23 protein-coding genes are annotated in these 25,696 nt (G+C 65.2%); 17 read left to right on the forward strand and 6 right to left on the reverse strand.

Annotation, left to right across the window (positions count from 1 at the left end; translation table 11 throughout):
• Nucleotides 1–308: 308 nt before the first annotated feature.
• The 16 genes from H8B02_RS03015 (at nucleotide 309) to H8B02_RS03090 (ending at nucleotide 17,489) form a co-directional block, all read left to right on the forward strand.
• Nucleotides 309–2,576, forward strand: a complete 2,268-nt coding sequence (locus tag H8B02_RS03015; protein ID WP_229164798.1) for an acyl-CoA dehydrogenase — start codon at nucleotides 309–311, stop codon at nucleotides 2,574–2,576.
• Entirely contained in the window at nucleotides 2,576–3,859 is a 1,284-nt protein-coding gene (locus H8B02_RS03020; protein ID WP_212315632.1) for an acetyl-CoA C-acetyltransferase, read from the forward strand. The genes H8B02_RS03015 and H8B02_RS03020 overlap by 1 nt, the downstream gene beginning before the upstream one ends.
• Nucleotides 3,860–3,861: 2 nt before the next feature.
• Complete coding sequence (locus tag H8B02_RS03025; RefSeq protein WP_229164799.1) at nucleotides 3,862–5,958, forward strand: 3-hydroxyacyl-CoA dehydrogenase NAD-binding domain-containing protein; 2,097 nt, start codon at nucleotides 3,862–3,864, stop codon at nucleotides 5,956–5,958.
• A 90-nt stretch (nucleotides 5,959–6,048) separates the two neighbouring features.
• Complete coding sequence (locus tag H8B02_RS03030) at nucleotides 6,049–6,402, forward strand: acyl-CoA thioesterase (RefSeq protein WP_229164800.1); 354 nt, start codon at nucleotides 6,049–6,051, stop codon at nucleotides 6,400–6,402.
• Nucleotides 6,403–6,568: 166 nt separating this feature from the next.
• Complete coding sequence (locus H8B02_RS03035) at nucleotides 6,569–6,763, forward strand: hypothetical protein (protein WP_229164801.1); 195 nt, start codon at nucleotides 6,569–6,571, stop codon at nucleotides 6,761–6,763.
• 81 nt (nucleotides 6,764–6,844) lie between these two features.
• Nucleotides 6,845–7,519 carry an HAD family hydrolase gene (locus H8B02_RS03040; RefSeq protein WP_229164802.1) on the forward strand — a complete coding sequence of 225 codons (675 nt, stop codon included), beginning with the start codon at nucleotides 6,845–6,847 and terminating at the stop codon, nucleotides 7,517–7,519.
• A gap of 199 nt (nucleotides 7,520–7,718) precedes the next feature.
• Nucleotides 7,719–8,549: a DeoR/GlpR family DNA-binding transcription regulator gene (locus H8B02_RS03045; RefSeq protein ID WP_092124510.1), complete on the forward strand. Its 831-nt coding sequence runs from the start codon at nucleotides 7,719–7,721 to the stop codon at nucleotides 8,547–8,549.
• 214 nt (nucleotides 8,550–8,763) lie between these two features.
• Nucleotides 8,764–9,042 (forward strand): hypothetical protein, encoded by a 279-nt coding sequence (locus H8B02_RS03050; RefSeq protein ID WP_229164874.1) that lies wholly within the window; start codon nucleotides 8,764–8,766, stop codon nucleotides 9,040–9,042.
• On the forward strand, nucleotides 8,937–10,481 hold the full coding sequence (glpD, locus tag H8B02_RS03055) for a glycerol-3-phosphate dehydrogenase (protein WP_229164803.1): 1,545 nt from the start codon (nucleotides 8,937–8,939) through the stop codon (nucleotides 10,479–10,481). The genes H8B02_RS03050 and glpD overlap by 106 nt, the downstream gene beginning before the upstream one ends.
• Nucleotides 10,478–11,617 carry an ABC transporter ATP-binding protein gene (locus tag H8B02_RS03060; RefSeq protein ID WP_212315624.1) on the forward strand — a complete coding sequence of 380 codons (1,140 nt, stop codon included), beginning with the start codon at nucleotides 10,478–10,480 and terminating at the stop codon, nucleotides 11,615–11,617. The genes glpD and H8B02_RS03060 overlap by 4 nt, the downstream gene beginning before the upstream one ends.
• A 12-nt stretch (nucleotides 11,618–11,629) precedes the next feature.
• The gene (locus H8B02_RS03065; protein ID WP_229164804.1) at nucleotides 11,630–12,715 is read left to right on the forward strand and encodes an ABC transporter ATP-binding protein; all 1,086 of its coding nucleotides are present in this window, start codon (nucleotides 11,630–11,632) and stop codon (nucleotides 12,713–12,715) included.
• Nucleotides 12,715–13,617, forward strand: a complete 903-nt coding sequence (locus H8B02_RS03070) for a carbohydrate ABC transporter permease (RefSeq protein ID WP_092124514.1) — start codon at nucleotides 12,715–12,717, stop codon at nucleotides 13,615–13,617. Before H8B02_RS03065 ends, H8B02_RS03070 begins: the two co-directional genes overlap by 1 nt.
• A complete protein-coding gene (locus tag H8B02_RS03075) occupies nucleotides 13,617–14,423 on the forward strand; it encodes a carbohydrate ABC transporter permease (protein ID WP_021075985.1) in 807 nt (268 codons plus the stop codon). Before H8B02_RS03070 ends, H8B02_RS03075 begins: the two co-directional genes overlap by 1 nt.
• 9 nt (nucleotides 14,424–14,432) lie before the next feature.
• Nucleotides 14,433–14,759 carry a DUF2160 domain-containing protein gene (locus H8B02_RS03080; RefSeq protein WP_229164805.1) on the forward strand — a complete coding sequence of 109 codons (327 nt, stop codon included), beginning with the start codon at nucleotides 14,433–14,435 and terminating at the stop codon, nucleotides 14,757–14,759.
• A gap of 108 nt (nucleotides 14,760–14,867) precedes the next feature.
• On the forward strand, nucleotides 14,868–16,610 hold the full coding sequence (locus H8B02_RS03085) for an ABC transporter substrate-binding protein (protein WP_229164869.1): 1,743 nt from the start codon (nucleotides 14,868–14,870) through the stop codon (nucleotides 16,608–16,610).
• A gap of 168 nt (nucleotides 16,611–16,778) precedes the next feature.
• On the forward strand, nucleotides 16,779–17,489 hold the full coding sequence (locus H8B02_RS03090; protein ID WP_229164806.1) for a hypothetical protein: 711 nt from the start codon (nucleotides 16,779–16,781) through the stop codon (nucleotides 17,487–17,489).
• Here the strand turns inward: H8B02_RS03090 and H8B02_RS03095 are convergent.
• The 5 genes from H8B02_RS03095 to H8B02_RS03115 form a co-directional block, all read right to left on the reverse strand.
• Entirely contained in the window at nucleotides 17,478–18,290 is an 813-nt protein-coding gene (locus H8B02_RS03095) for a tetratricopeptide repeat protein (RefSeq protein ID WP_229164807.1), read from the reverse strand. The two genes, H8B02_RS03090 and H8B02_RS03095, sit on opposite strands and share 12 nt — an antisense overlap.
• Before the next feature lie 291 nt (nucleotides 18,291–18,581).
• Nucleotides 18,582–19,685, reverse strand: coding sequence for an alkene reductase (locus H8B02_RS03100; RefSeq protein WP_229164808.1), 1,104 nt, complete (start codon nucleotides 19,683–19,685; stop codon nucleotides 18,582–18,584).
• An 87-nt stretch (nucleotides 19,686–19,772) separates the two neighbouring features.
• On the reverse strand, nucleotides 19,773–20,630 hold the full coding sequence (locus H8B02_RS03105; protein WP_229164809.1) for an SDR family NAD(P)-dependent oxidoreductase: 858 nt from the start codon (nucleotides 20,628–20,630) through the stop codon (nucleotides 19,773–19,775).
• Between the two features lie 121 nt (nucleotides 20,631–20,751).
• Complete coding sequence (locus tag H8B02_RS03110; protein ID WP_176533184.1) at nucleotides 20,752–21,255, reverse strand: DUF1993 domain-containing protein; 504 nt, start codon at nucleotides 21,253–21,255, stop codon at nucleotides 20,752–20,754.
• Nucleotides 21,256–21,710: 455 nt separating this feature from the next.
• On the reverse strand, nucleotides 21,711–23,057 hold the full coding sequence (locus H8B02_RS03115) for a lytic murein transglycosylase (protein ID WP_229164810.1): 1,347 nt from the start codon (nucleotides 23,055–23,057) through the stop codon (nucleotides 21,711–21,713).
• A 254-nt stretch (nucleotides 23,058–23,311) separates the two neighbouring features.
• Here H8B02_RS03115 and htpX point away from each other — a divergent pair, with 254 nt between their 5' ends.
• Nucleotides 23,312–24,244 carry a zinc metalloprotease HtpX gene (gene htpX, locus H8B02_RS03120; RefSeq protein WP_229164811.1) on the forward strand — a complete coding sequence of 311 codons (933 nt, stop codon included), beginning with the start codon at nucleotides 23,312–23,314 and terminating at the stop codon, nucleotides 24,242–24,244.
• Between the two features lie 400 nt (nucleotides 24,245–24,644).
• On the opposite strand, the gene H8B02_RS03125 is transcribed toward htpX, so the two are convergent.
• Nucleotides 24,645–25,595 carry an aldo/keto reductase gene (locus tag H8B02_RS03125; RefSeq protein ID WP_229164812.1) on the reverse strand — a complete coding sequence of 317 codons (951 nt, stop codon included), beginning with the start codon at nucleotides 25,593–25,595 and terminating at the stop codon, nucleotides 24,645–24,647.
• Nucleotides 25,596–25,696 lie beyond the last annotated feature (101 nt).

Here is a 25,696-nt window from a genome sequence, read left to right on the forward strand (position 1 = left end):
CGCTGCTCTCACGAGAGACCGTCACCCCTCACCCGGCGCTGCGCGCGACCTCTCCCAAGGGAGAGGTGGGCTTCCGCTGCCGCGCCCAACTCGGCCAACCTCGCGCGGATCGGACGGCTCGGCGCCATCCCCCGCTACCCGATTGTCGCAGCTCAGCTTTCGGAACTGAACGCGTGGTCTGCCGTTAACAAACGGCGGCTTGGCCGCGTCAATTTCGCTTTATTTGAACAGCGAAGTGTTCACCGGTGAACGGCACTTTCCGATAGGGTCATCACCCATCCGCGCTGCCGTTTCATGAGGACCCCACCATGAGCTTCCGCCGCGATTACCTGTCCAAGCCGATCTTCTCCTGGGCGCGTGGTGTGCTGCCGACCATGTCGGATACCGAGCGCGAGGCGCTGGAAGCCGGCGACGTCTGGTGGGACGCCGATCTCTTCACCGGCAATCCCGACTGGTCGAAATTGCTGGCGTTCGCGCCGGCCAAACTGACCGACGAGGAGAACGCCTTCCTGCACGGCCCGGTCGACGAGCTCTGTGCGATGCTCGACGAGTGGAAGATCAATTGGGAATGGCGCGATCTGCCGCCGGAGGTCTGGGCCTTCATCAAGGCGACGAAGTTCTTCGGCATGATCATCCCGAAGGAATTCGGCGGCCTCGGCTTCTCGCCTTATGCGCATTCCGAAGTGGTGCGCAAGATTTCCTCGCGCTCGCTGACCGCGGCCGTCACCGTGATGGTGCCGAACTCGCTCGGGCCGGGCGAACTCCTGATGCGCTTCGGCACCAAGGAGCAGCAGGACAGATGGCTGCCGCGCTTGGCCGCGGGCCAGGACATTCCCTGCTTCGGGCTGACCAGCCCGGAGGCCGGCTCGGACGCCGCCTCGATGATCGACACCGGCATCATCTGCAAGGGCAATTTCGAAGGCCGCGAGGTGCTTGGGCTGAAGCTGAATTGGCACAAGCGCTACATCACGCTGGGGCCAGTGGCGACGCTGCTCGGCCTCGCCTTCAAGGCCTATGATCCCGATCACCTGGTCGGTAGCGAGGACGAACTCGGCATCACGGTCGCGCTGATCCCTACCCATCTGCCCGGCGTCTCGATCGGCCAGCGCCATCTGCCGGCGATGCAGGTGTTCCAGAACGGCCCGAACTGGGGCCGCGATGTCTTCATCCCGCTCGACTACATCATCGGCGGCCAGGAGCGCTTGGGCCAGGGCTGGAAGATGCTGATGACGGCGCTCGCGGCCGGCCGCGGCATCTCGCTGCCGTCGCTGTCGGCCGCCGGCGCCGCCTACGCCGCGCGCACCACCGGCGCCTATGCCCGCATCCGCGAGCAGTTCGGTATCTCGATCTCGAAGTTCGAGGGCATCGAGGAGCCGCTCGCGCGCATCGCCGGCATCGCCTATCTGCTCGACGCCGCGCGGCGGCTGACCTGCGCCGCGCTGAACGAGGGGCATCACCCCGCGGTCATTTCAGGAATCATGAAGCTGCACGCCACCGAGCGGATGCGGATCGCGATCGACGATGCCATGGACATCCATGGCGGCAAGGCCGTGATCGACGGACCGCAGAATTATCTCGGCGGGCTCTACCGCTCGGTGCCGGTCGGCATCACGGTCGAGGGCGCCAATATCCTGACCCGCAATCTGATCGTGTTCGGGCAGGGCGCGATCCGCGCGCATCCGTATCTGCTGCAGGAGATGAATGCGCTCAGCGAGACCGATCGCGACAAGGGCCTGACTGCGTTCGACACCGCGTTCTGGAAGCATGTCGGTCACAGCTTCGCGACCATGTTCCGCGCCTGGGGCCGCAGCTGGACCTTTGGCCTGTTCGCACCGGCGCCGGATGCCGGCGACGCAACGGAGTTCTATCGCCAGCTCTCGCGCTATTCGTCGGCGTTCGCGCTGTGCGCCGACATGGCGCTGCTCACCCTCGGCGGCGCGCTGAAGCGCAAGGAAATGCTCTCGGCGCGGTTCGGCGACATCCTGTCCGAGCTTTACTTGCTTTCTGCCGCGCTGAAACGCTGGCAGGACGAGGGGCGGCAGAAGGCGGATCTTCCCGCGCTCCAATGGTGCATGGCATCCGGCTTCAAGACCATCGAGAACCGCTTTGCGGAGATCCTCGCCAATCTGCCGAACCGCCCGGTGGCATGGATGCTGAAATTCCTGATCCAGCCGTTCGGCGCGCGCGTCACGGGGCCGTCTGATAGCGTCGTGCATCTCTGCGCACAGCTCGTGCTGTCGCCGTCGGCGGCACGCGACCGCCTGACGCCGGATCTCGCCTTTGTCGAGGACGACGGCGGCATCGCGCGGCTGGAAAAGGCCTTCCGTCTCGTCACCGAGTCCGAGGATGCGGCCAAACAGCTGCGCGCGGCACGGCTGCATGACTGGAAGGAGGGGGTGAAGAAAGGCGTCATCACCGAGGCCGACGGCGAGAAGCTCGCCGCGGCCCATGAGGCCGTCGCCAAGGTCATCGAGGTCGATGATTTTGCGCCCGAGGCGCTGTCCCCGATTTACAAGAAAACCGCCGACGTGCATCAGTTCTTCCAGGAGCTTGGTGAGCAGAGGGCGGCGAGCTGATGGCGCGACCAGTCTTTATCGTCGACGGCAGCCGGACGCCGTTCCTGAAGGCGCGTTCCGGTCCCGGCCCGTTCACCCCGGTCGATCTCGCCGTGCAATGCGGCCGGCCATTGCTGGCGCGGCAGCCTTTCGCACCCACCGCCTTCGACCAGGTCATCCTCGGCTGCGTCAACGTGATCGCCGACGAGATGAACCCGGCGCGGGTCGCGGCGCTCCGGCTCGGCATGGGCGAGCAGATGGTCGCCTTCACGATGCAGATCAATTGCGGCTCCGGCATGCAGTCGATCGACACCGGCTATCGCTACATCCGCGAGGGCATCTCCGACCTGATCCTCGCCGGCGGCGCCGAGGCGCTGAGCCACGCGCCGCTGGTCTGGCCCAATTCAGGCGTGCGCTGGTTTGCCGGCTTTGCCGGCGCCAAGGGGTTAGGGGCCAAGATCGCCGCGGCGCTGAAGGTGAGGCCGAGCTACTTCAAGCCGATCATCGGGCTCGAGCGCGGGCTGACCGATCCCATCACCGAGCTCAACATGGGGCAGACCGCCGAGAAGGTCGGCCATCTCTTCGGCATCACCCGTGCGCAATCCGATGCTTACGCCGCCGAGAGCCATCAGCGGCTGGCCAACGCGCAGAAGCAGGGCTTTCTGAAGGGCGAGGTCGAGACCGCGTTCTCCCGCGACGGCAAGTTCTACGACCATGACGACGGCGTCCGCCCGGACTCGACAGCCGAAACGCTGGCAAAGCTGAAGCCGGTGTTCGAGCGCCCGTGGGGTCAGGTCACCGCCGGCAATTCCTCGCAAATCACCGACGGCGCATCCTGGGTGATCCTGGCGTCCGAGACGGCGGTGGCAAAGCACGGGCTGACGCCAAGGGCCGTCATCCTCGACAGCCAGTGGTCGGCGCTCGATCCGTCGATCATGGGTCTCGGTCCGGTGCTGTCGGCGAGCGCACTGCTCAAGCGCAACGGGCTGACCTTGCAGGAGGTCGAGACCTGGGAGCTGAACGAGGCCTTTGCCACGCAGGTGCTCGGCTGTCTCGCCGCCTGGAACGACGACAAATTCTGCCGCGAGATTTTGGGACTCGACGGCGCGGCCGGCGAGATCGACCGCGCGAAGTTGAATGTCGACGGCGGCGCCATCAGCCTTGGCCATCCCGTCGGCACCAGCGGCAACCGCATCGTCCTGCATCTGGTCAATGCGATGAAGCGGCTCGGCACCAGGCGCGGCGTCGCCACCGAATGCATCGGTGGCGGGCAGGGCGGCGCGATGTTGATAGAGACGGTGTGATCATGGATTCACGGATCATGGACGTTCTCGCCGACCGCGTGCTCGAGCTCGGGCCGAAGCCGGCCGCCGACAGCCCGTACAAGAATTTCAAGCTGACGCGCGACGAGGACGGCATTGCCTGGCTGCTGTTCGACCGCGCCGGCACCAGCGCCAACACGCTGTCCGCCGATCTGCTCGAGGAGCTCGATGCCGTTGTCGCGGCGCTGGAGAACCAGCGGCCCACCGGCCTTGTGGTGCGCTCCGCGAAAAAGAGCGGCTTCGTCGCCGGAGCCGACGTCAATGAATTTCGCGGCGCCAGCGACCCGCGGGCGGTCGAGACCGAGATCGGCCGCGCGCATGCGGTGATCGACCGGCTCGAGGCGTCGCGCGTGCCGTCGGTCGCCGTGATCCACGGTTTCTGTCTCGGCGGCGGCCTCGAGGTCGCGCTGGCCTGCCAGATGCGGATCGCGATCGACGATGCGCGGTTCGGCTTCCCCGAGGTGATGCTCGGCCTGCATCCCGGCCTCGGCGGCACCGTGCGCTTCACCGAGCTGGTCAACCCGATGCAGGCGATGACCTTGATGCTGACCGGCAAGACGATCGACGCGCGCCGCGCCAAATCGCTCGGCCTCGTCGATGCCGTCACCCAGGAGCGCCACGTCCGCAACGCGGTGAAGGATGCTGTGTTCGGCCGGCTGAAGCGCGCCAAGCCGGGCGCGCTCAACGCGATCCTCAACCTTGGTCCGGTCCGGGGCTTGCTTGCCTCGCGGATGCGCAGCGAGGCGGAGAAGGCTGCGCCGCGCAAGCATTATCCGGCGCCCTATGCGCTGATCGAGCTCTGGGAGAAGCACGCCGGCAATCGCTCGGCGATGCTGAATGCGGAGAAGGCCTCCTTCGCCAATCTGATGGTGACGCCGACCGCGCAGAACCTGATCCGGGTGTTCTTCCTGCGCGAGCAGATGAAGAAGGCGGCCGGCAGCGGCAACAAGGTTGCGCACGTCCATGTCATCGGTGCCGGCGCGATGGGCGGCGATATCGCGGCCTGGTGCGCCAGCCAGGACATGCGCGTGACGCTCGCCGACATGAAGGCCGAGCCGATCGCGGGCGCGATGAAGCGCGCCGCCGAGCTGTTCGGCAAGATCATGCGCAAGCGCACCGACCAGCGCGACGCGCTCGACCGGCTGATCCCCGACATGGACGGCGAAGGCGTCCGCAACGCCGATCTGATCATCGAGGCGGTCCCGGAAAAGCTCGAGCTCAAGCAGAAGGTCTATGCCGGGCTTGAACCGAAGATGAAGGCTGGCGCGATCCTCGCCACCAACACATCGAGCATTCCGCTGCAGGATCTACGCACCACGCTGGCACGGCCGGAGCGGCTCCTCGGCCTGCATTTCTTCAACCCGGTGTCGCGGCTGCAGCTCGTCGAGGTCGTCAGCCATGACGGCACCGACGCTGCGATGCTCAAGGAAGCGCGCGCCTTCGTCGGCGCCATCGATCGCCTGCCGCTGCCGGTGAAGAGCTCGCCGGGCTTCCTCGTCAACCGCGCGCTGACGCCCTACATGCTGGAAGCGATGATGATGCTGGACGAGAAGATCGACCAGCGCCTGATCGACGTGGCTGCGGTCGAGTTCGGCATGCCGATGGGCCCGATCGAGCTCGCCGACCAGGTCGGCCTCGATATCTGCCTCGATGTCGGCGACATGCTGCGCTCGAAGTTCGGCGATACCCTGCCGCCGACGCCGGCCTGGCTGCGCGAGAAGGTTGCGAAGGGTGAGCTCGGCCGCAAGACCGGCAAGGGCTTCTACACCTGGAAGGACGGCAAGGCAGAGAAGGCGCCGCTGCCGGAGACCGGTCCGAAAGTCAGCGACGAGATGATCGACCACCTGGTGCTGCCGATCTCCAATGTCTGCATCGCCGCCTTGCGCGAGGGCATCGTCGACGACCCCGATATGGTCGACGGCGCGATGATCTTCGGCACCGGCTATGCTCCGTTCCGCGGCGGCCCGCTCAACTACGCGCGCACCCGCGGCGTCGAGGCTGTCGTATCCGCGCTGCGCGCGCTGGCGCAGAAATTCGGCGATCGTTTCGCACCCGATGCAGGCTGGGAGACCTTCAAGTGACCGACACCCAGGCGCCTGAAAACGCATGTTCACGTACCGCCGATCAGCGGCAACGAGCCGCAGGGCGATCTCTGCATCCGCACGCTGGCGATGCCGGCCGACACCAACGCCAATGGCGACATCTTCGGCGGCTGGCTGCTCAGCCAGATGGACGTTGGCGGCGGCGTGTTCGCTTCCAAGCTGGCGAAGTCCCGCACCGTGACGGTTGCGATCGACGCGATGAACTTCCGCAAGGCGGTCTATGTCGGTGATCTCGTGTCGGTGCACGCCAATCTCGTGCGCGTCGGCCGCACCTCGATCACGGTGCATCTCGAAGCCTGGGTGCTGCGCCGCCGCGAGCAGCAGTCGATCCTCGTCACCGATGGCAATTTCACCTACGTCTCGATCGACGATCAGGGCCGTCCGCAACCGATCCAGCGCGATGGTGCGACGATTTCGACCTGACGTCTTTCGCGCGAAGAGCGCCGCTGATTCGGCGCAAGAGAAAACGCGTCGAAACTGAGACAGGAGCGCGGCTCGATCGCAAAAGCGGCGCTTCGCTTCGCAAATAAACCGAGGAACAAACAGACGGTGATGCCGTTGTCGGCTCGGAATCAAACCGAGGCCGATAATGTCTGACTGCTACGTCATCGAAGTGAGTTCACAGACCGCGGGTATCGTGGTGCGCGATACCAAGGGTTACGCGTTTTTTGCAGCCTCGCACCGCTTCCAGGCCCTCGAAGGCCAGATCTTCCGCAACGCACGCGAGGCCGAGCGCGCGGCGCGACGGCTTGTCACTGGGCAATATCTGCAGCTGGCCTCCTGACATCCGGCCTCGGCGGCGCGTCATTTGCGCGCGCCGCGAGAGTCTGTATTGATGCATCCGAACTCACGGAAACGTTTTCGGATGTCGCAGACACAAGGTAAAGCACTGCTGTTCGATATCGACGGCACGCTCGCCGACACCGATCCGCTGCATCTGGCGGCGTTCAACCGGGTGCTCGGCCCCCATGGACACAGCTTCGATCACGCGCGCTTCGGCAAGGAGCTGCAAGGCTTCTCCAATGCGTCGATCGGCGAGCGTTTCCTCGCCCACGAGCCGGCCGACCGCCGCGCCAGCATCCTTGGCGAGAAGGAGCGGATTTTCCGCGAATTGGTCTCCGGCCAGATCGTGCCGGTGCCCGGATTGATGGCGCTGCTCGACCGGGCCGATCGCGCCGGCGTGCCGATGGTGGCGGTGACCAACGCGCCGCGCGCGAACGCCGAACTGCTGCTCGCGGGACTGGGCATCGCGCACCGTTTCGAGGCGGTCGTGATCGGCGATGAATTGGCGCACGGCAAACCGCATCCCTTGCCGTATCTCGAGGGGCTGCGCCGCGCCGGCGCGTCGGCTCAGGCTTCGCTCGCGTTCGAGGATTCGCGCTCCGGCATTCAGTCCGCGACGGCGGCGGGCATCGCGACGATCGGGATGCGAACCGGGCTCGGTCATGCCGATCTGCTCGCGGCCGGCGCGGTCGCCAGCGCGGCGGCATTCGATGATCCGGAATTGATTCGCCTGGTTGCATCAGCCATGGCGTGGTGAGGGAACGGCGCGGTGAGGCATTGTGCCGAAACGTTGCCGGCTCGACATTGCTGCAACGCAGTCCTTAACCCCGGCGATGGTTGCTCGTTGACCTCCGTGCCGAACGGTCGCACCATGGGCCAGAGCACGATCCGGAAAAGTGGAAGCCGGCTTTCCGAAAAGATCGTGCTCCAACCGTCGCCGTTTCAAGGGGGCCGCCGTGGCCGGACTCTCCCATCGCCAGACTGAAATCCTCAACATCGCACGTGCATTCGGCCGGGTCATGGTCGAGGACCTTGCCAAGCGATTCGAGGTGTCGGCGCAGACCATCCGCAAGGACCTCAACGATCTCTGCGACGAGCGGTCGCTGACCCGCATCCATGGCGGCGCGATCATCGCCTCGGGTGTCGAGAACCTCGCCTATGAGGCGCGCCGCTTCGTCGCCGCCGAGGAGAAGAAGGCGATCGGCGCCGCCGCGGCCGCGCGGATTCCGAACGGCTGCTCGCTGTTCATCAATATCGGCACCACCACGGAAGAGGTCGCGAGCGCGCTGACCTCGCATGAGGACCTGCTTGTCATCACCAACAACCTCAACGTCGCGATGCTGCTGTACCGCCATCCGCGCATCGAGGTGGTGGTGGCCGGCGGCACGGTGCGCCGCGCCGACGGTGCCGTGGTCGGCTCCACCGCGACGCAGTTGATCGGCCAGTTCAAGGTCGATTACGCGATCATCGGCGCGTCCGCGATCGACGAGGAGGGCGCGCTGCTCGACTTCGACTATCGCGAGGTGCAGGTGGCGCAGGCGATCATCGCCAACGCGCGCAACGTGATGCTGGTGTCCGATGCGACAAAACTCCGCCGCAGCGCGCCGGTGCGGATCGCCCATATGAGCCAGATCCAGACCTTCGTCACCGATTCGCCCTTGCCTGCGGGCCTCGCCAACATCTGCCACAGCCGCGGCATCGAGGTAGTCGTCGCGATGGACAAGCCGCAAGCCGATATCGACGACAACGGCGCCGACGCCGCACCCGCGACGCTGCGCAGCGCGTAGGGCGAAGTCGCCCTGTCCGCGTCGGCGAGATAGCCGCGTCTTCTCTTCTAATCCCGTCACCCCCGCGCAATGGCGTAGCCATTGTCGCTGGAGGAGCGCGTTGCGCGTGTCGAAGGGTCGACGGCCACCGACGGGGGCCGTGCCCCCTTCGAGGCTCGCTCCGCTCGCACCTCCAGCGACAATGGCTACGCCATTGCGCGGGGTGACGGGTTAAGTGATCGCGCGGGTCGGGTCGGGTGAACCTGTCCATCATTCCGCACTCAATCCGCCCAAAAAATCCCCAGCTAAAGTTCCCCATTTTCACTTTGCTTTCGTTTTCGGTTGTGATCTACTTCAATCCGAAAGTAAAACCGTCAAAGCGAAAACGGTTGCCGGGGGAAGCGTTCTTTGGACCGAATTTACGACCTCGCCATCATTGGAGGCGGCGTTAATGGCTGCGGCATCGCGCGCGATGCGGCGGGCCGGGGCAATTCTGTTTTCCTCTGTGAAATGAATGATTTGGCCAGTGGAACGTCGTCCTGGTCGACCAAGCTCGTGCATGGCGGTCTGCGCTATCTCGAGTATTACGAATTTCGTCTGGTGCGCGAGGCGCTGATCGAGCGCGAGATCCTCTGGCAGATCGCGCCGCATATCATTCGTCCGCTGCGTTTCGTTTTGCCGCACCATTCGGGCCTGCGCCCGGCCTGGCTGCTGCGGCTCGGCCTTTTCCTCTACGACCATATCGGCGGCCGGCACCTGCTGCCGGCGACGCGCTCGGTCGACCTGACACGCGACGTGGTCGGCAAGCCGCTGATCCCCGGGCGCTACACCAAGGGCTTTGAATATTCCGATTGCTTCGTCGACGACGCGCGGCTGGTGGCGCTGACCGCGCGCGATGCCGCCGATCGTGGCGCCGAGATTCGCACCCGTACCCGCGCGGTCGAGATCAGGCAGATCGACGGCGTCTGGCACGTCACGGTCGAGGACGGCGCCACCGGCGCCCGCGACACCATCAAGGCGCGCGTGCTGGTCAATGCCGGCGGTCCCTGGGTGGAGCAGGTGCTGGCCACCGGTGTCGGCGTCAACGCGCGGGCCAAGGTGCGGCTGGTGCAGGGCTCGCATATCGTCGTGCCGAAACTCTACGACCACGACCGCGCCTACATCTTCCAGAATGCCGACGGCCGCATCATCTTCGTCATTCCGTACCAGAACGATTTCTCGCTGATCGGCACCACCGATCGCGACTATGACGGCGATCCGGCCGAGGTGAAGGCGACGCGCGAGGAGATCGAGTATCTCTGCGCCTCCGCCAGCGAATACCTTGCCAAGCCGGTGAAGCCCGAGGACGTGGTCTGGAATTACTCCGGCGTGCGTCCGCTCTATGACGACGGTGCGAGCGAAGCCAAGGCCGCGACCCGCGACTACGTGTTCGAGCTCGATACGCCCGGCGGTGCGCCGCTGCTGTCGATCTATGGCGGCAAGATCACCACCTATCGCCGCCTCTCCGAAGAGGCGCTGGAGCGGCTGTCGCCCTATCTCCGCGGCGCGAAAGCGCAGGAGGGCTGGACCGGCAAGGCGCCGCTGCCCGGCGGCGACATGGTCGTCTCCGCGGTCGCGGCGCTGAGCGCCGAGCTGGTTCGCAACTACCCGTTCCTCGCGCAGTCCCACGCCAACCGTCTCGCCCACGCCTATGGCACGCGCGCCAGCAAGGTCTTGGGCAATGCAGCAACGGCTGATGATCTCGGCCGCGCCTTCGGCGCCACCTTGACGGAGAGTGAAGTCCGGTACCTGATGGCAAACGAATGGGCGCGGACCGCGGACGATGTCGTCTGGCGACGATCCAAGCTGGGCTTGCGGATGACGGCGGGTGAAATCGCCGCGCTCGACGAGTGGATGGTCGCCAACCGCGTGTCAGGTGAACGTCCCCTCCGCGAAGCGGGAGGACGGGCATGAGCGTTACACTGCAGAACGTCACGCGAACCGTGGATGGCATTCAGACCATCCGCGATGTTTCGCTGACGCTGGAGCGTGGCACGCTCAGCGTGCTGCTCGGGCCGACGCTGTCGGGCAAGACCTCGATCATGCGGCTGCTCGCCGGCCTCGACAAGCCGACCACCGGCCGCGTGCTGGTCGACGGCAAGGACGTCACCGGCGCCGACGTGCGGCAGCGCTCGGTGGCGATGGTCTATCAGCAGTTCATCAACTATCCCTCGCTGACGGTCTACGAGAACATCGCCTCGCCGCTGCGGGTGCAGGGCAAGCCGAAGGCGGAGATTGAGCAGCGGGTGGCGGAGGCGGCCAGCCTGTTGCGGCTCGAGCCCTATCTGAAGCGGACGCCGCTGCAGCTCTCCGGCGGTCAGCAGCAGCGCACCGCGATTGCGCGCGCGCTGGTCAAGGGCGCCGACCTCGTGCTGCTCGACGAGCCGCTCGCCAACCTCGACTACAAGCTGCGCGAGGAGCTGCGCGCCGAGCTGCCGCGGATATTCGAGGCATCGGGTGCGATCTTCGTCTATGCCACCACCGAACCGTCGGAGGCGCTGCTGCTCGGCGGCGACACGGTGTGCATGTGGGAAGGCCAGGCGCTGCAGACCGGCGCCACGCCGAAGGTCTACCGCCATCCCGACACCCTGCGGGTCGCGCAGGTGTTCTCCGATCCGCCGCTCAACATCATCGGCATCGAGAAGAAGGGCGACCGGGTGATCTATGCCGGCGGCGAACAGGCGCCCGCGGCGGGCCTGTACGCCAACCTGCCTGACGGCAGGTACAAGATCGGCTTCCGTGCGCATCAGCTCGAGGTCGGGAGCGTCGTGCCCGGCCGCCACAAATTCTCCGCCACCGTGACGGTGACCGAGATCACCGGGTCGGAGAGCTTTGTGCACGTTCATGTCCATGATTCGAACTGGGTCGCGGTGCTGCACGGCGTGCACGAATATGAACCCGGGCAGGTGCTCGAGGCCGCGCTCGATCCCGAGAATATCTTTGTGTTTGACGCCGCTGACCGCCTGGTCGCGTCGCCCGCGACCGCGTTTGCAAGCGAATTGTATGGCAGTTCGCTTGCGGCACGCGCGTCAGCCAGCAAGAGCAATTGAGGGAGATGCCCGATGGCTCGCATTGACCTCGTCGATCTGGCGCAATCCTACAGCGGCAATGACGCGCCGCCGGAATCCTTTGCGTTGAAACCGGTGACAATGACCTGGCGGCAGGGCGGCGCCTATGCGCTGCTCGGACCCTCCGGCTGCGGCAAGACCACGCTGCTGAACCTGATTTCCGGCATCGTGACGCCGTCGCGCGGCAAGATCCTGTTCGACGGCCAGGACATCACGCCGCTGTCGACGCAGAAGCGCAACATCGCGCAGGTGTTCCAGTTTCCGGTCATCTACGACACCATGACGGTCGGGCAGAACCTGGCCTTCCCGCTGAAGAACCGCGGCATCGCCAAGGCCGAGGTCGATGCCCGGGTCAAGCAGATCGCCGATTTGCTCGACCTCACGCCGTACCTCAACCGCAAGGCGACGCGGCTCACTGCCGATGCCAAGCAGAAGATCTCGCTCGGTCGCGGCCTGGTGCGCTCCGACGTCGCCGCCGTGCTGTTCGACGAGCCGCTGACCGTGATTGATCCCGAGCTGAAATGGCAGCTGCGCTCCAAGCTGAAGGCGTTGCATCGCGAGCTCGACCTCACGATGATCTACGTCACCCACGACCAGACCGAGGCGCTGACCTTTGCCGATACCGTCGTCGTCATGCATGACGGCCGTGTGGTGCAGAGCGGCACGCCGGCCGAACTGTTCGACAAGCCCGCGCACACCTTCGTGGGCTACTTCATCGGCTCGCCCGGCATGAACATCGTGCCCGCCGAGGTCAGTGGCCACGAGGCGCGGATCGACGGCCATGTCATCGGCCTGCATCGAAACTATGGTGTCCTGCCGGCCGGCAAGAAGATCGAGATCGGCGTGCGGCCTGAATTTGTCGATGTCGCAGCACCCGCGTCGGGGCTGCTGTCGGCCACCATCGAGCGGATCGACGATCTCGGCCGCATCCAGTTCGCCCGCGTCCGGATCGGCAACACCAAACTCGCGGCGCGCGTGCCGCCGGGCTTCTCGATCTCCGGCGATACCGCCGGCCTGATCTTCAATCCCGCCAACGTCCACGTCTATGCCGACAGCCATTTGGTCGAAGGGGTCGCCTGATGGACAAGACCATCAACCAAAAAGCCTGGTTCCTGGTGCTGCCGGTGTTCCTGGTGGTGGCGTTCTCGGCGGTGCTGCCGCTGATGACGGTGGTGAACTATTCGATGCAGGACACTTTCGGCAACAACCAGTTCTTCTGGAACGGCGTCGGCTGGTTCAAGGAGCTGCTCGATCCCTCGACCGATCTCGGCGGCCGCTTCCTGGCCTCGCTCGGCCGCAACCTGTTCTTCTCCGCCGTGATCCTTGCGATCGAGGTGCCGCTCGGCATCATCGTCGCGCTGTCGATGCCGCGCGAGGGCTGGAGCGTCGCGGCCTGCCTCGTCATCCTCGCGCTGCCGCTTCTGATTCCATGGAACGTTGTCGGCACCATCTGGCAGATCTTCGGCCGGCCGGATATCGGCCTGCTCGGCTATGTGCTGAACCACCTCGGCTTCAACTACAACTACGTCTCCAATGAGGTCGACGCCTGGGTCACTGTCATCGTGATGGACGTCTGGCATTGGACCAGCTTGGTCGCGCTGCTCTGCTACGCCGGCCTGAAGTCAATCCCCGACGCCTATTACCAGGCGGCGCAGATCGACGGCGCCTCGCGCTGGGCGGTGTTCAAGGCGATCCAGCTGCCGAAGATGAACCGCGTGCTGCTGATCGCGGTGCTGCTGCGCTTCATGGATAGCTTCATGATCTACACCGAGCCGTTCGTGGTCACCGGCGGCGGTCCCGGCAACTCGACGACCTTCGTCTCGATCGAGCTCGTCAAGATTGCGCTCGGCCAGTTCGACCTCGGCAAGGCCGCGGCGCTGTCGCTGGTCTACAATTTGATCATCCTGATCGTGTGCTGGGTGTTCTACACCGTGATGACCAATGCCGGCTCCGAGCGTCCGGTCAAGGAAGGAGCGGCGTGATGCATTCGATCCCCGGCCGCCGCCTGATCATGGCGCTGTTCCTGATCTTCCTGCTGTTGCCGATCTACTGGCTCGTCAACATGAGCTTCAAGACCAACGCCGAGATCGTCTCGACGATGACGCTGTGGCCGCATACGCCGACGCTGCAGCACTACCGGCGCATCTTCACCGACGAGAGCTGGTACTCGGGCTACATCAACTCGCTGGAATATGTCGTGATCAACACCGTGATCTCGATCGCGGTGGCGTTGCCGGCGGCCTATGCGTTCTCGCGCTACCGCTTCCTCGGCGACAAGCACCTGTTCTTCTGGCTATTGTCCAACCGCATGGCGCCGGCGGCGGTCTACGCGCTGCCGTTCTTCAACCTGTATTCGGCGATCGGCCTGTTTGATACGCCGTGGGCGGTCGCGCTCGCGCATTGCATCTTCAATGTGCCGCTGGCGGTGTGGATCCTCGAAGGCTTCGTCTCCGGCGTGCCGCGCGAGATCGACGAGACCGCCTTCCTCGACGGCTATTCGTTCCCGCGTTTCTTCATCAAGATCCTGGTGCCGCTGATCGCGAGCGGTATCGGCGTCGCCGCCTTCTTCTGCTTCATGTTCTCATGGGTCGAACTGCTGCTGGCGCGCACGCTGACCTCGGTGCAGGCCAAGCCGATCGCGGCGATCATGACGCGCACGGTCTCGGCTGCCGGCATGGACTGGGGCCTGCTTGCCGCGGCCGGCGTGCTCACCATCATCCCCGGCGCACTCGTGATCTGGTTCGTCCGCAATTACATCGCGCGCGGCTTCGCGCTCGGCCGGGTCTAGGAGGCGCTCATGGACAGCATCGCATGGATGGCATGGACCTGGCCCACTGCGGTCTTCTTCGTGCTGCTTGCCTCTACGCTCTGGATGATGACCTGGCTCGCGATCGCCTATCCCGAGGCGGAGCGGGTCGGCGTGCTGCGCATTCCGACCACGCGCGGCGACCGTCTGTTCGTCTCGCTGGTGCTGGCGGCGGTGATCCACCTGCTGTGGGTCGGCCTCGTCGGCACCGATCCGATTTTCACCCTGCCGATCGGGGAGGGCGTCGAGATTTCGAGCCTGTGGCTCGGAACGGTAATTTCGCTTCTTTCAGCCGTGGTGATTTTTCGCACCGTCTGAAGAACGCGAAAAAGAGCAGATCCGGGGTCTACCCGGGCCTGATTTAGTCGCTGCAACCGGAGGAATCTAATGCGACATTTACGAATGACTAAAGATAAGCTTTTGACGATGACCAGCGCGGTCGCGCTCGTCGCAGCATCGGTCACTCTTGTCGCGCCGGCCCGCGCCGACGAGGCGGCCGCGAAGAAGTGGATCGACAGCGAATTCCAGCCGTCGACCCTCTCCAAGGACGACCAGATGAAGGAGATGCAGTGGTTCATCAAGGCCGCTGCCCCCTTCAAGGGCATGGAGATCAATGTCGTCTCCGAGACCCTGACGGTGCACGAATACGAATCCCGCACGCTCGCCAAGGCGTTCGAGGAGATCACCGGCATCAAGGTCAAGCACGACATCATCCAGGAAGGTGACGTCGTCGAAAAGATCCAGACCCAGATGCAGTCCGGCAAGAACGTCTATGACGGCTGGATCAACGACTCCGACTTCATCGGCACCCACTTCCGTTACGGCCAGGCCGTCGACCTGACCGAGTGGATGAAGGGCGAAGCCAAGGACGTCACCGATCCGATGCTCGACGTCGACGACTTCATCGGCAAGTCGTTCACGACCGCACCGAACGGTCACCTCTATCAGCTGCCCGACCAGCAGTTCGCGAACCTCTACTGGTTCCGCTACGACTGGTTCACCAACCCGGAATACAAGGCCAAGTTCAAGGCCAAGTACGGCTACGATCTCGGCGTGCCGGTGAACTGGTCGGCCTATGAAGATATCGCCGACTTCTTCACCAACGACATCAAGGAGATCAGCGGCGTCAAGGTCTACGGCCATATGGACTATGGCAAGAAGGACCCCTCGCTCGGCTGGCGTTTCACCGACGCCTGGCTGTCGATGGCCGGCAACGGCGACAAGGGTCTCCCGAACGGCCTGCCGGTCGACGAATGGGGCATCCGCATGGAAGGCTGCCGTCCGGTCGGCTCGTCGGTCGAACGTGGCGGCGACGTCAACGGTCCGGCGTCGGTCTATTCGATCGTCAAGTATCTCGACTGGATGAAGAAGTATGCTCCGCCGCAGGCGCAGGGCATGACCTTCTCCGAGTCGGGCCCGGTGCCTTCGCAGGGCAACATCGCCCAGCAGATCTTCTGGTACACCGCCTTCACCGCCGACATGGTGAAGCCGGGGATTGCCGTGATGAACGCGGACGGTACGCCGAAGTGGCGTATGGCTCCGTCGCCGCACGGCTCGTACTGGAAGGACGGCATGAAGCTCGGCTACCAGGACGTGGGTTCGGCCACGCTGCTGAAGTCGACCCCGGTTGATCGCCGCAAGGCGGCCTGGCTCTACCTGCAGTTCATCGTCTCCAAGACGACGAGCCTGAAGAAGAGCCAAGTCGGTCTCACCTTCATCCGTGAATCCGACATCTGGGACAAGTCGTTCACCGAGCGCGCGCCGAAGCTCGGCGGTCTGATCGAGTTCTACCGTTCGCCCGCGCGCGTGCAGTGGACCCCGACCGGCAACAACGTGCCTGACTATCCGAAGCTCGCTCAGCTCTGGTGGCAGAACATCGGCGATGCGTCGTCCGGTGCGAAGACGCCGCAAGCTGCGATGGACGCGCTCGCCGCGGCCCAGGATTCGGTGATGGAGCGTCTTGAGAAGTCCGGTGTGCAGGGTGCCTGCGGACCGAAGCTGAACAAGAAGGAAACTGCCGAGTACTGGTACAAGAAGGCCGAGAAGGACGGCACCATCGCTCCGCAGCGCAAGCTCGCGAACGAGAAGCCGAAGGGCGAAACGATCGACTACGACACGCTGATCAAGTCGTGGCCGGCGAGCCCGCCGAAGCGCGCCGAAGCGAAGTAAGAAGGCGTACCAGCCCACGCCATCCGCAAACTGCAAAAGGCCGGGAGCAATCCCGGCCTTTTTTGCTGGGCCGACAGCGGTGGAGACCGGTTCAGGATTGTGCTCAAATGACGCGATGAGGTCATATGCGTCTCCTTGTCATCGCATCATGACCTCCGGAGTTTCCTCATGCGCATGACTTTTCGCTGCGATCCGCGGCTCGCCGATCATCTGCCGCGGCCGTTCCCGGCCCGCACTGCGTTGCCCGATTGGCTGCGCGCGATGCCGGCGAAGGCGCATTCCGACATCCACGACCGCGAGATCCGCACGGTCAAGCAATGCCCGCCCTTCGTCGATGCGATGGCTCATGGGGTCATGATCCCGCTGCCCTGCGATGTCAGGGTCGAACGCGGCGCCTTCGCCTGGGACTGGGACATTCCGGAGCCCGCAACGCAGGGCCATCCGCGCGCGCCGCTCAGCTTCCATCCCGTCGCGCAGTTCGCCGGCGCGCCGTTCGCCAACGGGCAGGCTGCGCTGAAATTCAACAGCTTCTGGACCATCGAGCTCGAGCCGGGCTGGTCGCTGTTCGCGACCCATCCGGTCAATCGCGACGACCTGCCGTTCCGCGTGATCTCGGGGCTGGTCGATGCCGACCGGTTTCACGACGGCGGCATCAATTTCCCGGCGGTCTGGACCCAGCCTGATTTTGCCGGTGTGTTGCCGAAAGGGACGCCGGTCGTGCAATGCTTCGCGGTGCCGCGCGGGGCCCCCGAACTGGTGTTCGAAGCCTTCGACGACGCGCATCGCGAAGCCTATTCGAAGGTCGTCGGCGAGGTGTTGGCCGCACCCAACGTCTATCGCAAGCATTTCCGCGCCACGCGCGGCCGGCTAGTGACCTAGCGCTGCGCGCAGCGCGCGCTCATCGAGCCACAGCCGGCCGTGCGGGGCCGAGGTCAGCGCCATCGCGATCGATCCGAACAGGTGTGGCCGCAAGGCATAGGCGCGCGCGAAGGCCTGCATCGCGGCGTCGGGCTCGCCGCTCTCCTGCAGCGTGATCCCCAGATTGAGTGCCGCTTCGGCGTAATCCGGCTTGATCTCGAGCGCCTTGCGATAGGCGCGTGCGGCGCCGTCGTGATCGCGCAAATCCTGCTTTGCGACACCGAGATCGAACCACACCGAGGCCGGCGCCGCGCTTGCAACAGCGCGCTCGAGCAAGCTCACCGCAGCGACGAGGTCGCCATCCTCCCAGGCCAGCCGGCCAAGTCTTGCGTTGGCTTCCTGATGCTCCGGGATGGCCTTGAGGATCGCCTCCCAGGCCTCGCGGGCCTGTGCCTTGCGGCCGGCCAGCTCCAGCGTGCGTGCCTTCTCGACGAAGGCTTCGCGTTGCGGCTTGAGTGCGACGGCGCGGTCGAGATGCGTCAGTGCGGCGTCGAATTCGCCGCCGCTGCGGGCGAGGCGCGCCGCGAGCAGCCGCGCCCCCGCATTGTCCGGGCGCCGCGCCAGGCTGGTCTCGATATGCCTGCGGGCCGGCGCGATCTCGCCTTTGGCGAACAATACGGCAGCGAGCAGATGGCTCAGCATCGGCTCGCCGGGCTGGCGCGCGAGGCCGCGCTCGCAGAGCTCGATCGCCTCGCCATGCCGGCCGCCGTTGAATGCGGCGGTGGCGCGTCGAACGATATCCTCGGCGTTGTCCTTGCTCATTCCCGTGCGCGACCGTCTTCAGGTTAGCTCGTTACGGTCCATGCTATGCGGCGCCGGAGATCATGACCAGCGCTTACCGCGGCGCGGAGTCGCCGGCTGCCGCGCGCATCTGCATGGGCATAAGAATCCGGAGCACGGCACGCAACGAACAAAGGCCGGGGAGCGATCCCGGCCTTGTTGCCTTCCGTCATTGCGAGGAGCAATAGCGACGAAGCAATCCATGCTTCCACGTATGCGGTTCCATGGATTGCTTCGCTCCGCTCGCAATGACGATGATGAGGAAGCGAGGCCTTACTCCGCCGCCTCGGTCGCCTTCAGCGACGGATAATCGGTGTAGCCCTTGGCGCCGCCGCCGTAGAAGGTCGCCTTGTCCCAGTCGTTGAGCGGGGCGCCGGCCTTGAGCCGCTCGACCAGATCGGGATTCGAGATGAACGGCTTGCCGAACGCGATCAGGTCGGCAGCACCTGCCTCCAGCACCTTCTCCGCCAGCGCGAAGTCGTAGCCGTTGTTGGCGACATAGGTCTGCTTGAAGCGCTTGCGCAGCGAGGCGTAGTCGAACGGTGCGATGTCGCGCGGGCCGCCGGTCGCGCCCTCGATGACGTGGACATAGGTCAGCTTCAGCGCATTGAGCTGGTCAACGATGTAGTCGAACAGCGGCTGCGGATTGCTGTCGGAGACGTCGTTGGCCGGCGTCACCGGCGAGATGCGGATGCCGGTACGCTCGGCGCCGGCCTCCTTGGCGACGACCTTGGAGACCTCCAGCATCAGCTGGGCGCGTTTCTCGATCGAACCGCCATAGGCGTCGGTGCGCTTGTTGCTGCTGTCCCTGGCGAACTGGTCGAGCAAATAGCCGTTGGCGCCATGGATCTCGACGCCGTCGAAGCCGGCCGCCAGCGCATTCGCGGTGCCGCGCTTGAAGTCCTCGATGATCCCCGGGATTTCCGACAGTTCGAGCGCGCGCGGCTCGGACACGTCGGCGAAGGTGCCGTTCACGAAGGTCTTGGTCTTGGCGCGGATTGCGCTCGGCGCCACCGGCGCGCCGCCGTTCGGCTGCAGCGAGGTGTGCGAAATACGGCCGACATGCCAGAGCTGGATGAAGATGTGGCCACCGCGCTCATGCACGCGATCGGTGACCTTGCGCCAGGCCGCGACCTGTTCCTTCGAATAGATGCCGGGCGTGTCCTGATAGCCCTGGCCCTGCTGCGAGACCTGGCTCGCCTCGGTGATCAGAAGGCCGGCGGAAGCGCGCTGGCCGTAATAGTCCACCGCGAGCGGGTTTGGCACCATGCCGGGCGGCACCGCGCGGTTGCGCGTCAGCGGCGCCATCACGAAGCGGTTCGGCAGCGTCAGCGGGCCAAGCTTGTAGGGCTCGAGAAGTTTGGTCGGTTGGCTCATGTGAAACGGTTCCAGACAATGATCGATGAGGGAGATTTGTGCATTGCCGCGACGAGCGCAATGGCCGGGATATGCCCAGTTTGCAGGCTAGCCGCGCACAATTCCGCCCATGTGGCCGGCATCGAGGAACAAAGTGTGCGCGTTCACATAGGAGGATTCATTCGAAATCAGGAACAGCGCAGTATAGGCGACCTCCCAGCCGGTGCCCTGGCGGCCGAAAGGCACTGTCACGGCGCGGTCCGATCGCCTGCGGCTGGCATCTCGGCCCATCGGCGTATCCATGAAGCCGGGCGCGATCACATTGCAGCGAATGCCCTTGTCCTCGCCGGCCCGCGCGATCGCCCGTCCGAGCGCGATCTGCGCCGCCTTGGAGGATTCATAGGCCGGGTTGCGGCCGCCGGCGCGCTGGCTCGCCATCGAGGAGATCAGGATGATCGCGCCGCCCGGCGCCATCACCTCGAGCGCCTGCTGCGCAAACAGCATGTGGCTGCGCACATTGACGGCGTAGTCGCGGTCCCAGGCCTCGGCCGTCATCTTGGGCAGCGACAGGCCGGAGGAAATGCCGACATTCAGCGCCAGCCCGTCGAGCCCGCCGAGCTTTTGCGCGCAGCGTTCGACCGCGGGCGCGATCGCCGCGACGTCGGAGACATCGACCACATCCGTGAAGGCCGTGCCGCCTTCGCCTGTGATCTGCGCGACGGTGTCGTCGGCGGCGTCCTTGTTGACGTCGAGGCAGGCGACCGCGGCGCCCTCGCGCGCGAACAGCACGCTCATGGCGCGCCCATTGCCGATCGGCGGCGCTTCATCCACGGTTGTGCGCTGTCCCGCACCGACCACGATGATGCGCCGTCCGGTGAGGCGGCCGTGGTTCTTCGCCAGCCCCAGCGATTCCGCATGCAGCGAGGCGGACGGATCGATGGCTTTCGGTGCGTGGGTCGTCGGCATGGCGTGCTCCCTGACGTCTTGTTGTTGTCAGGGAGCAGTAGCACGGCTGTGCGTGCGAGGCGACTTGTCGCGCCGAAGCCTTGGCGAGAGGTGAGAAAATCCCGCCGCGGGGAATATCGCGTCAGCTGACGCCGAGGAAGTCGCGCTTGCCGATCTCGACACCGTTGTGGCGCAGGATGCCGTGCGCGGTGACGGCGTGGAAGTAGAAGTTCGGAAACGAGAAGGCGCTGACGAATTGCTGGCCCTTCAGGGTCATGGTTCGATCTGCGCCGATCGGGAAGGTGACGTCCTTGGCGTCGGCGCCGTCGAACTGCTCCGGCTTGAACGATTTCACATAGTCGATCGTCTTCGCCAGCCGCTGCTTCAGTTCGCCGAAGCTCTTCTCGGTGTCGGGCGTCGACGGCACCTCGCTATGCGTCAGCCGCGCGCAGCCGCGTGCGGCGTGATCGCAGACCAGTTGCACCTGCTTGGTCAGCGGCAGCATGTCCGCATAGAGCCGCGATCCCAGCAGCACCTCGGGCGCGATCTTCTTCGCTTCGCAATGCGCCTCGGCCTTGGTCAGCTCGCCGGTGAGGCTGTTGAGGATCTGCAAGTACGCGGGGACGACGGCGTCATAAAAGGACATGTGGATGCTCTTTGTTCTGATGAAATCCGGATCTGCCGAACGGCGATGCTGCACATGGGGCCGCGAAGGGAAGAATACAACTGCGGACGTCTGTAACACTTGGTCAATTATTTCTCGCGGTGCCGCTCTAAGTCCCGTCATCCTGAGGTGCGAGCCTCTTCGGCGAGCCTCGAAGGATGCACGGCCCCGATGTGGCCGATTCATCCTTTGAGGCTCGCTCCGCTCGCACCTCAGGATGACGGATCACCAGAGTCTGCGTAGCCCGGATGGAGCGCAGTCCGATCCGGGGGCCGCGTCGGTTGTCCTCCCGGATTTCGCTTCGCTCCATCCGGGGCTACGGAAATTGAGCAGCGAGACCGCTACTGGTGGCCGTCGGCCCTTCGAGACGCGCTACGCGCTCCTCAGCGTGACGGTTCAAAAGCACTGCTAGGTACGCAGAAAGCCCGACGACATCCCTACCGCGTCGGCGGCATCGCGGCGTCCGCGGCCGGCTGCGTGCGGCCACCGCCGCGCATCCGCGCCAAAAGCTCCGCGGTCGGCCAGGAGTCCGCCGGCAGGCCGTATTTCATTTGCATCGCTTTCACCGCGCTGCGGCTCGCCTGGCCGAGCACGCCGTCGATCTTGCCGACATCGTAGCCGGCGCGCGCCAGCAGCGATTGCAGCTCCTTGATTTCGTTGAACGGCAGTTGCGCGACCGGTGCGTGCGGCCGCTGCATCGGCGGTGCGCCCGCGATGCGGCCGGCGAGATAGCCGGCGGTGGTCGAGTAGATCAGCGAGTTATTCCACTCGGTGTAGGCGGCGAAGTTTGGATAAGCGAGGAAGGCTGGTCCCATCCGGCCCATCGGCAGCAGCAGCGAGGCCGGCATCTCGTCATTGGCGAGCGGCTTGCCGTCGGTCAAGGTGACGCCGAGCGCTGCCCATTTCGAGCGCGGCAGCTTGATGGTGAGGTCGGCCTGGTCCCAAGGAAAATTCGCAGCCTGCGGCACGCGCACCTCCTGCAGCCACGGCTCACCGCGCCGCCACTTCAATCCGTTGGCGACGTAATTTGCGGTCGAGCCGATCACGTCGGGGCCGCTGGCGAGCAGATTGCGATGGCCGTCGCCGTCATAGTCGACGGCATAGTTGAAATAGTGCGTCGGCAAAAATTGCGTCTGGCCGAGCTCGCCCGCCCACGAGCCAATCATCTCGTCGGGCGTCAGGTCGCCGCGCTCGATGATCTTCAGCGCCGCGATGGTCTCGCCCTGGAACATCTCCGAGCGGCGGCAATCATAGGCCAGCGACACCAGCGATTTCAGCGTCGGCAGATTGCCCATCTGGACGCCGAAGTCGCTCTCCAGTCCCCAGAACGCGGCGATCACCGCCGGCGGCACGCCATACTCCTTCTCGGCGCGCGCGAACGCGGCCGCGTAGGTCCGGATGTATTGCTGGCCCTGCTGCATCCGGTAGTTCGCAGCCATGCGGCCGGCGAACTGGGTGAAGATCTGCCCGAACACGCGCTGGCCGCGGTCGCGGTTGACGATGCCCTGGTCGTAAACCAGGTAGGGCGCGGCCTCCGCGATCGTGCGCTGCGAGACGCCGGCGGCGGCCGCCTTCTGCTTCAGCTCGGCGAGGAAGCGATCGAAGCTCTGCCCGTTGTGGCAGGACGCAGCCCTTGGCGAGGCCACCGCGGCCGGGCGCGGCCTGACCGGGGCGGAGCCTGCGGGATTGGGCAGCGGCTGCTGCGCCAATGCAGGGGAGGAGAGCGCCAGCACTCCCGCGATCGCTGCGAACATGATCGGGGCGCGAAGGGAGGATGCTGGCATCGATGTCACCGGCTGGGATAGGGGGATCAAGGCACATCCTGCATACACCAGGGCGACACCGGGCAACAACGGGGGGAGGCCTGTTAGACCAATTGGGCTTCGGGGGCTACGGACTCATCCGGGCTACGGCAACCGACATGACCAATCGTTAATCCGCGCCGCGTCGCTGCGACGCACGCCTTCCTTCAGCGGCAAAATCCCTACCTCAGCGGCGTCAGTTGTGGCAGCATTCCGCTCGCCGTGAGGGAACCACGATGAACTATTTCCGCACCGCGCTCCTGCTTGCCGGCCTCACTGCGCTGTTCATGGGCGTCGGCTATCTGATCGGCGGCGGCACCGGCGCCGTGATCGCGCTGATCGTTGCGGTTGCGACAAATCTGTTCACCTACTGGAATTCCGACCGCATGGTGCTGTCGATGTACGGCGCCCATCAGATCGATGCGCGTTCGGCGCCGGACCTCACCAATCTCGTCGCCGAGCTCGCGCAGCGCGCCGCGCTGCCGATGCCGCGCGTGTTCGTGATGGACGAGGCGCAGCCGAATGCATTCGCGACCGGCCGCAATCCGGAGAATGCGGCGGTCGCCGTTACCACTGGATTGATGCAGCAGCTCAGCCGTGAGGAGCTCGCCGGCGTGATCGCGCACGAGCTCGCGCATATCAAGCATCACGACACGCTGACCATGACGATCACCGCGACGATCGCCGGCGCGATCTCGATGCTGGCGCAGTTCGGCATGTTCTTCGGCGGCAACCGCAACAACAACGGCCCGGGCATCGTCGGCTCGATCGCGATGATGATCCTGGCACCGCTCGGCGCCATGCTGGTGCAGATGGCGATCAGCCGCACCCGTGAATACGCCGCCGACAATTTCGGCGCACGCATCGTCGGCCAGCCGATGTGGCTCGCGTCCGCGCTCGCGAAGATCGAGAACGCCGCGCATCAGGTCCCGAACATGGAAGCGGAGCGCAATCCGGCCACCGCGCACATGTTCATCGTCAACCCGCTGTCGGGCCACGGTGTCGACAATCTGTTCGCCACCCACCCCTCGACCGCGAACCGCATCGCCGCGCTGCAGCAGCTCGCCGCCGAGCTCGGCACCCAAACGGCGCCACGCCCGGCCGGCGCCGGCACTCCGCCGCGCAGCCCGTGGGGCGGAGCATCGGGCCAGCGCGGGCCGTGGGGTTAGGCGGGGTGAAATAGTCGCCGCAAAGCCCGGTCCGCTCCCGTTCCCCGTTTTTACGGGTGAGGGCTGTCTCCGCAGTTACGGCGATAGCTGCATTCGCGGAGGCTCCCCCTCACCCGGAATGCAACTGGCGATGCATTCCGACCTCTCCCCCGCACGCGGCAGGGCAATTGCATATGGCTACGGCCACGTCCCATCGCGCGGGGTGAGGCGCGCCTGCGTAGTTTCTGGATAATAGAATAATGCCGCTGATTTGCCCGACATGTCAAGTTGCCGTGTCGAATGCCGGCACGCGGCCGGCTACTTTGCATGGGGTTGTTTTCAATATTTTGGCAGTGCGCCCCTGCGGAGGCAGGCCATATGCGATAGCCCTGCCGCACGCGGGGCGAGGTGAAGTCGGCCGCTACGCGCTCGCGGCGTCCAGCCGCTCAACCTGCCCCTTGTTCAGCTCGAGCTTCGCCGCCGCGACAAGCGTCGCGACCTGCTCGGGCTTGGTTGCGCTCGCTATCGGTGCGGTGATGCCGGGCTTGGCCATCAGCCAGGCGAGCGCAACCGCGGCCGGCTCTGCGTGAGTCTCCGCGGCGACCTCGTCGAGGCCGGCGAGGATCCGCATGCCGCGCGGGTTCATGTATTTTGGAATGCTGCGCGCGCCGCGCGGGCTCTTGGTGAAGTCGCTCTCCGAGCGATATTTGCCGGTCAGGAATCCTGCGGCGAGGGAGAAGAACGTGATCACGCCGACGTCGTTCTCTTCGCAGACGCGTTGCAGCGCGCCCTCATAGCTCGACCGCTCCGCCAGGCTGTATTCGGGCTGCATGCTCTCGTAGCGCGGCAGCCCATTCGCCCTGGAAATATCCAGCGCGCTCTTGAGCCGCTCCGCCGAGAAATTCGAGGCGCCGATCGCCCTGATCTTGCCGGCCTTGATCAATTTGTCATAGGCCGCGAGCGTTTCTTCCTGCGGTGTGGTCTCATCGTCCTTATGGGACTGGTAGAGATCGATGTGGTCGGTCTGCAGCCGCCGCAGCGAGTCCTCGACGGCGCGCGCGATGTAGTCCGGCTTCAGGCCGACATTGCCGTCTCCCATGTCCATGCCGACCTTGGTGGCGAGGATGATGCGGTTGCGGTTGCCGCGCGCCTTCATCCATTTGCCGATGATCGTCTCGGACTCGCCGCCGTGATGACCCGGGACCCAGCGCGAATAGACGTCGGCCGTATCGAGGAACGTCAGTCCATGCTCCAGCACGGTGTCGAGCAGCCGGAAAGATGCGGTCTCGTCCACCGTCCAGCCGAACACATTGCAGCCGAAGCAGAGGGGAGGGACGGTGATGCCGGAGCGGCCGAGCGCGCGATGCTTCATGAGTGTTCTTTCTCTTGTTCTTGACGGGAGGCGCGGGACACTGAGGCAGATTGCCCCTGTTTGCAAGGCACCGCGCCGGCCGCAACGACCGGAGGCGAATC

This window comes from Bradyrhizobium altum (assembly GCF_020889705.1).
GTDB lineage: Bacteria > Pseudomonadota > Alphaproteobacteria > Rhizobiales > Xanthobacteraceae > Bradyrhizobium > Bradyrhizobium altum.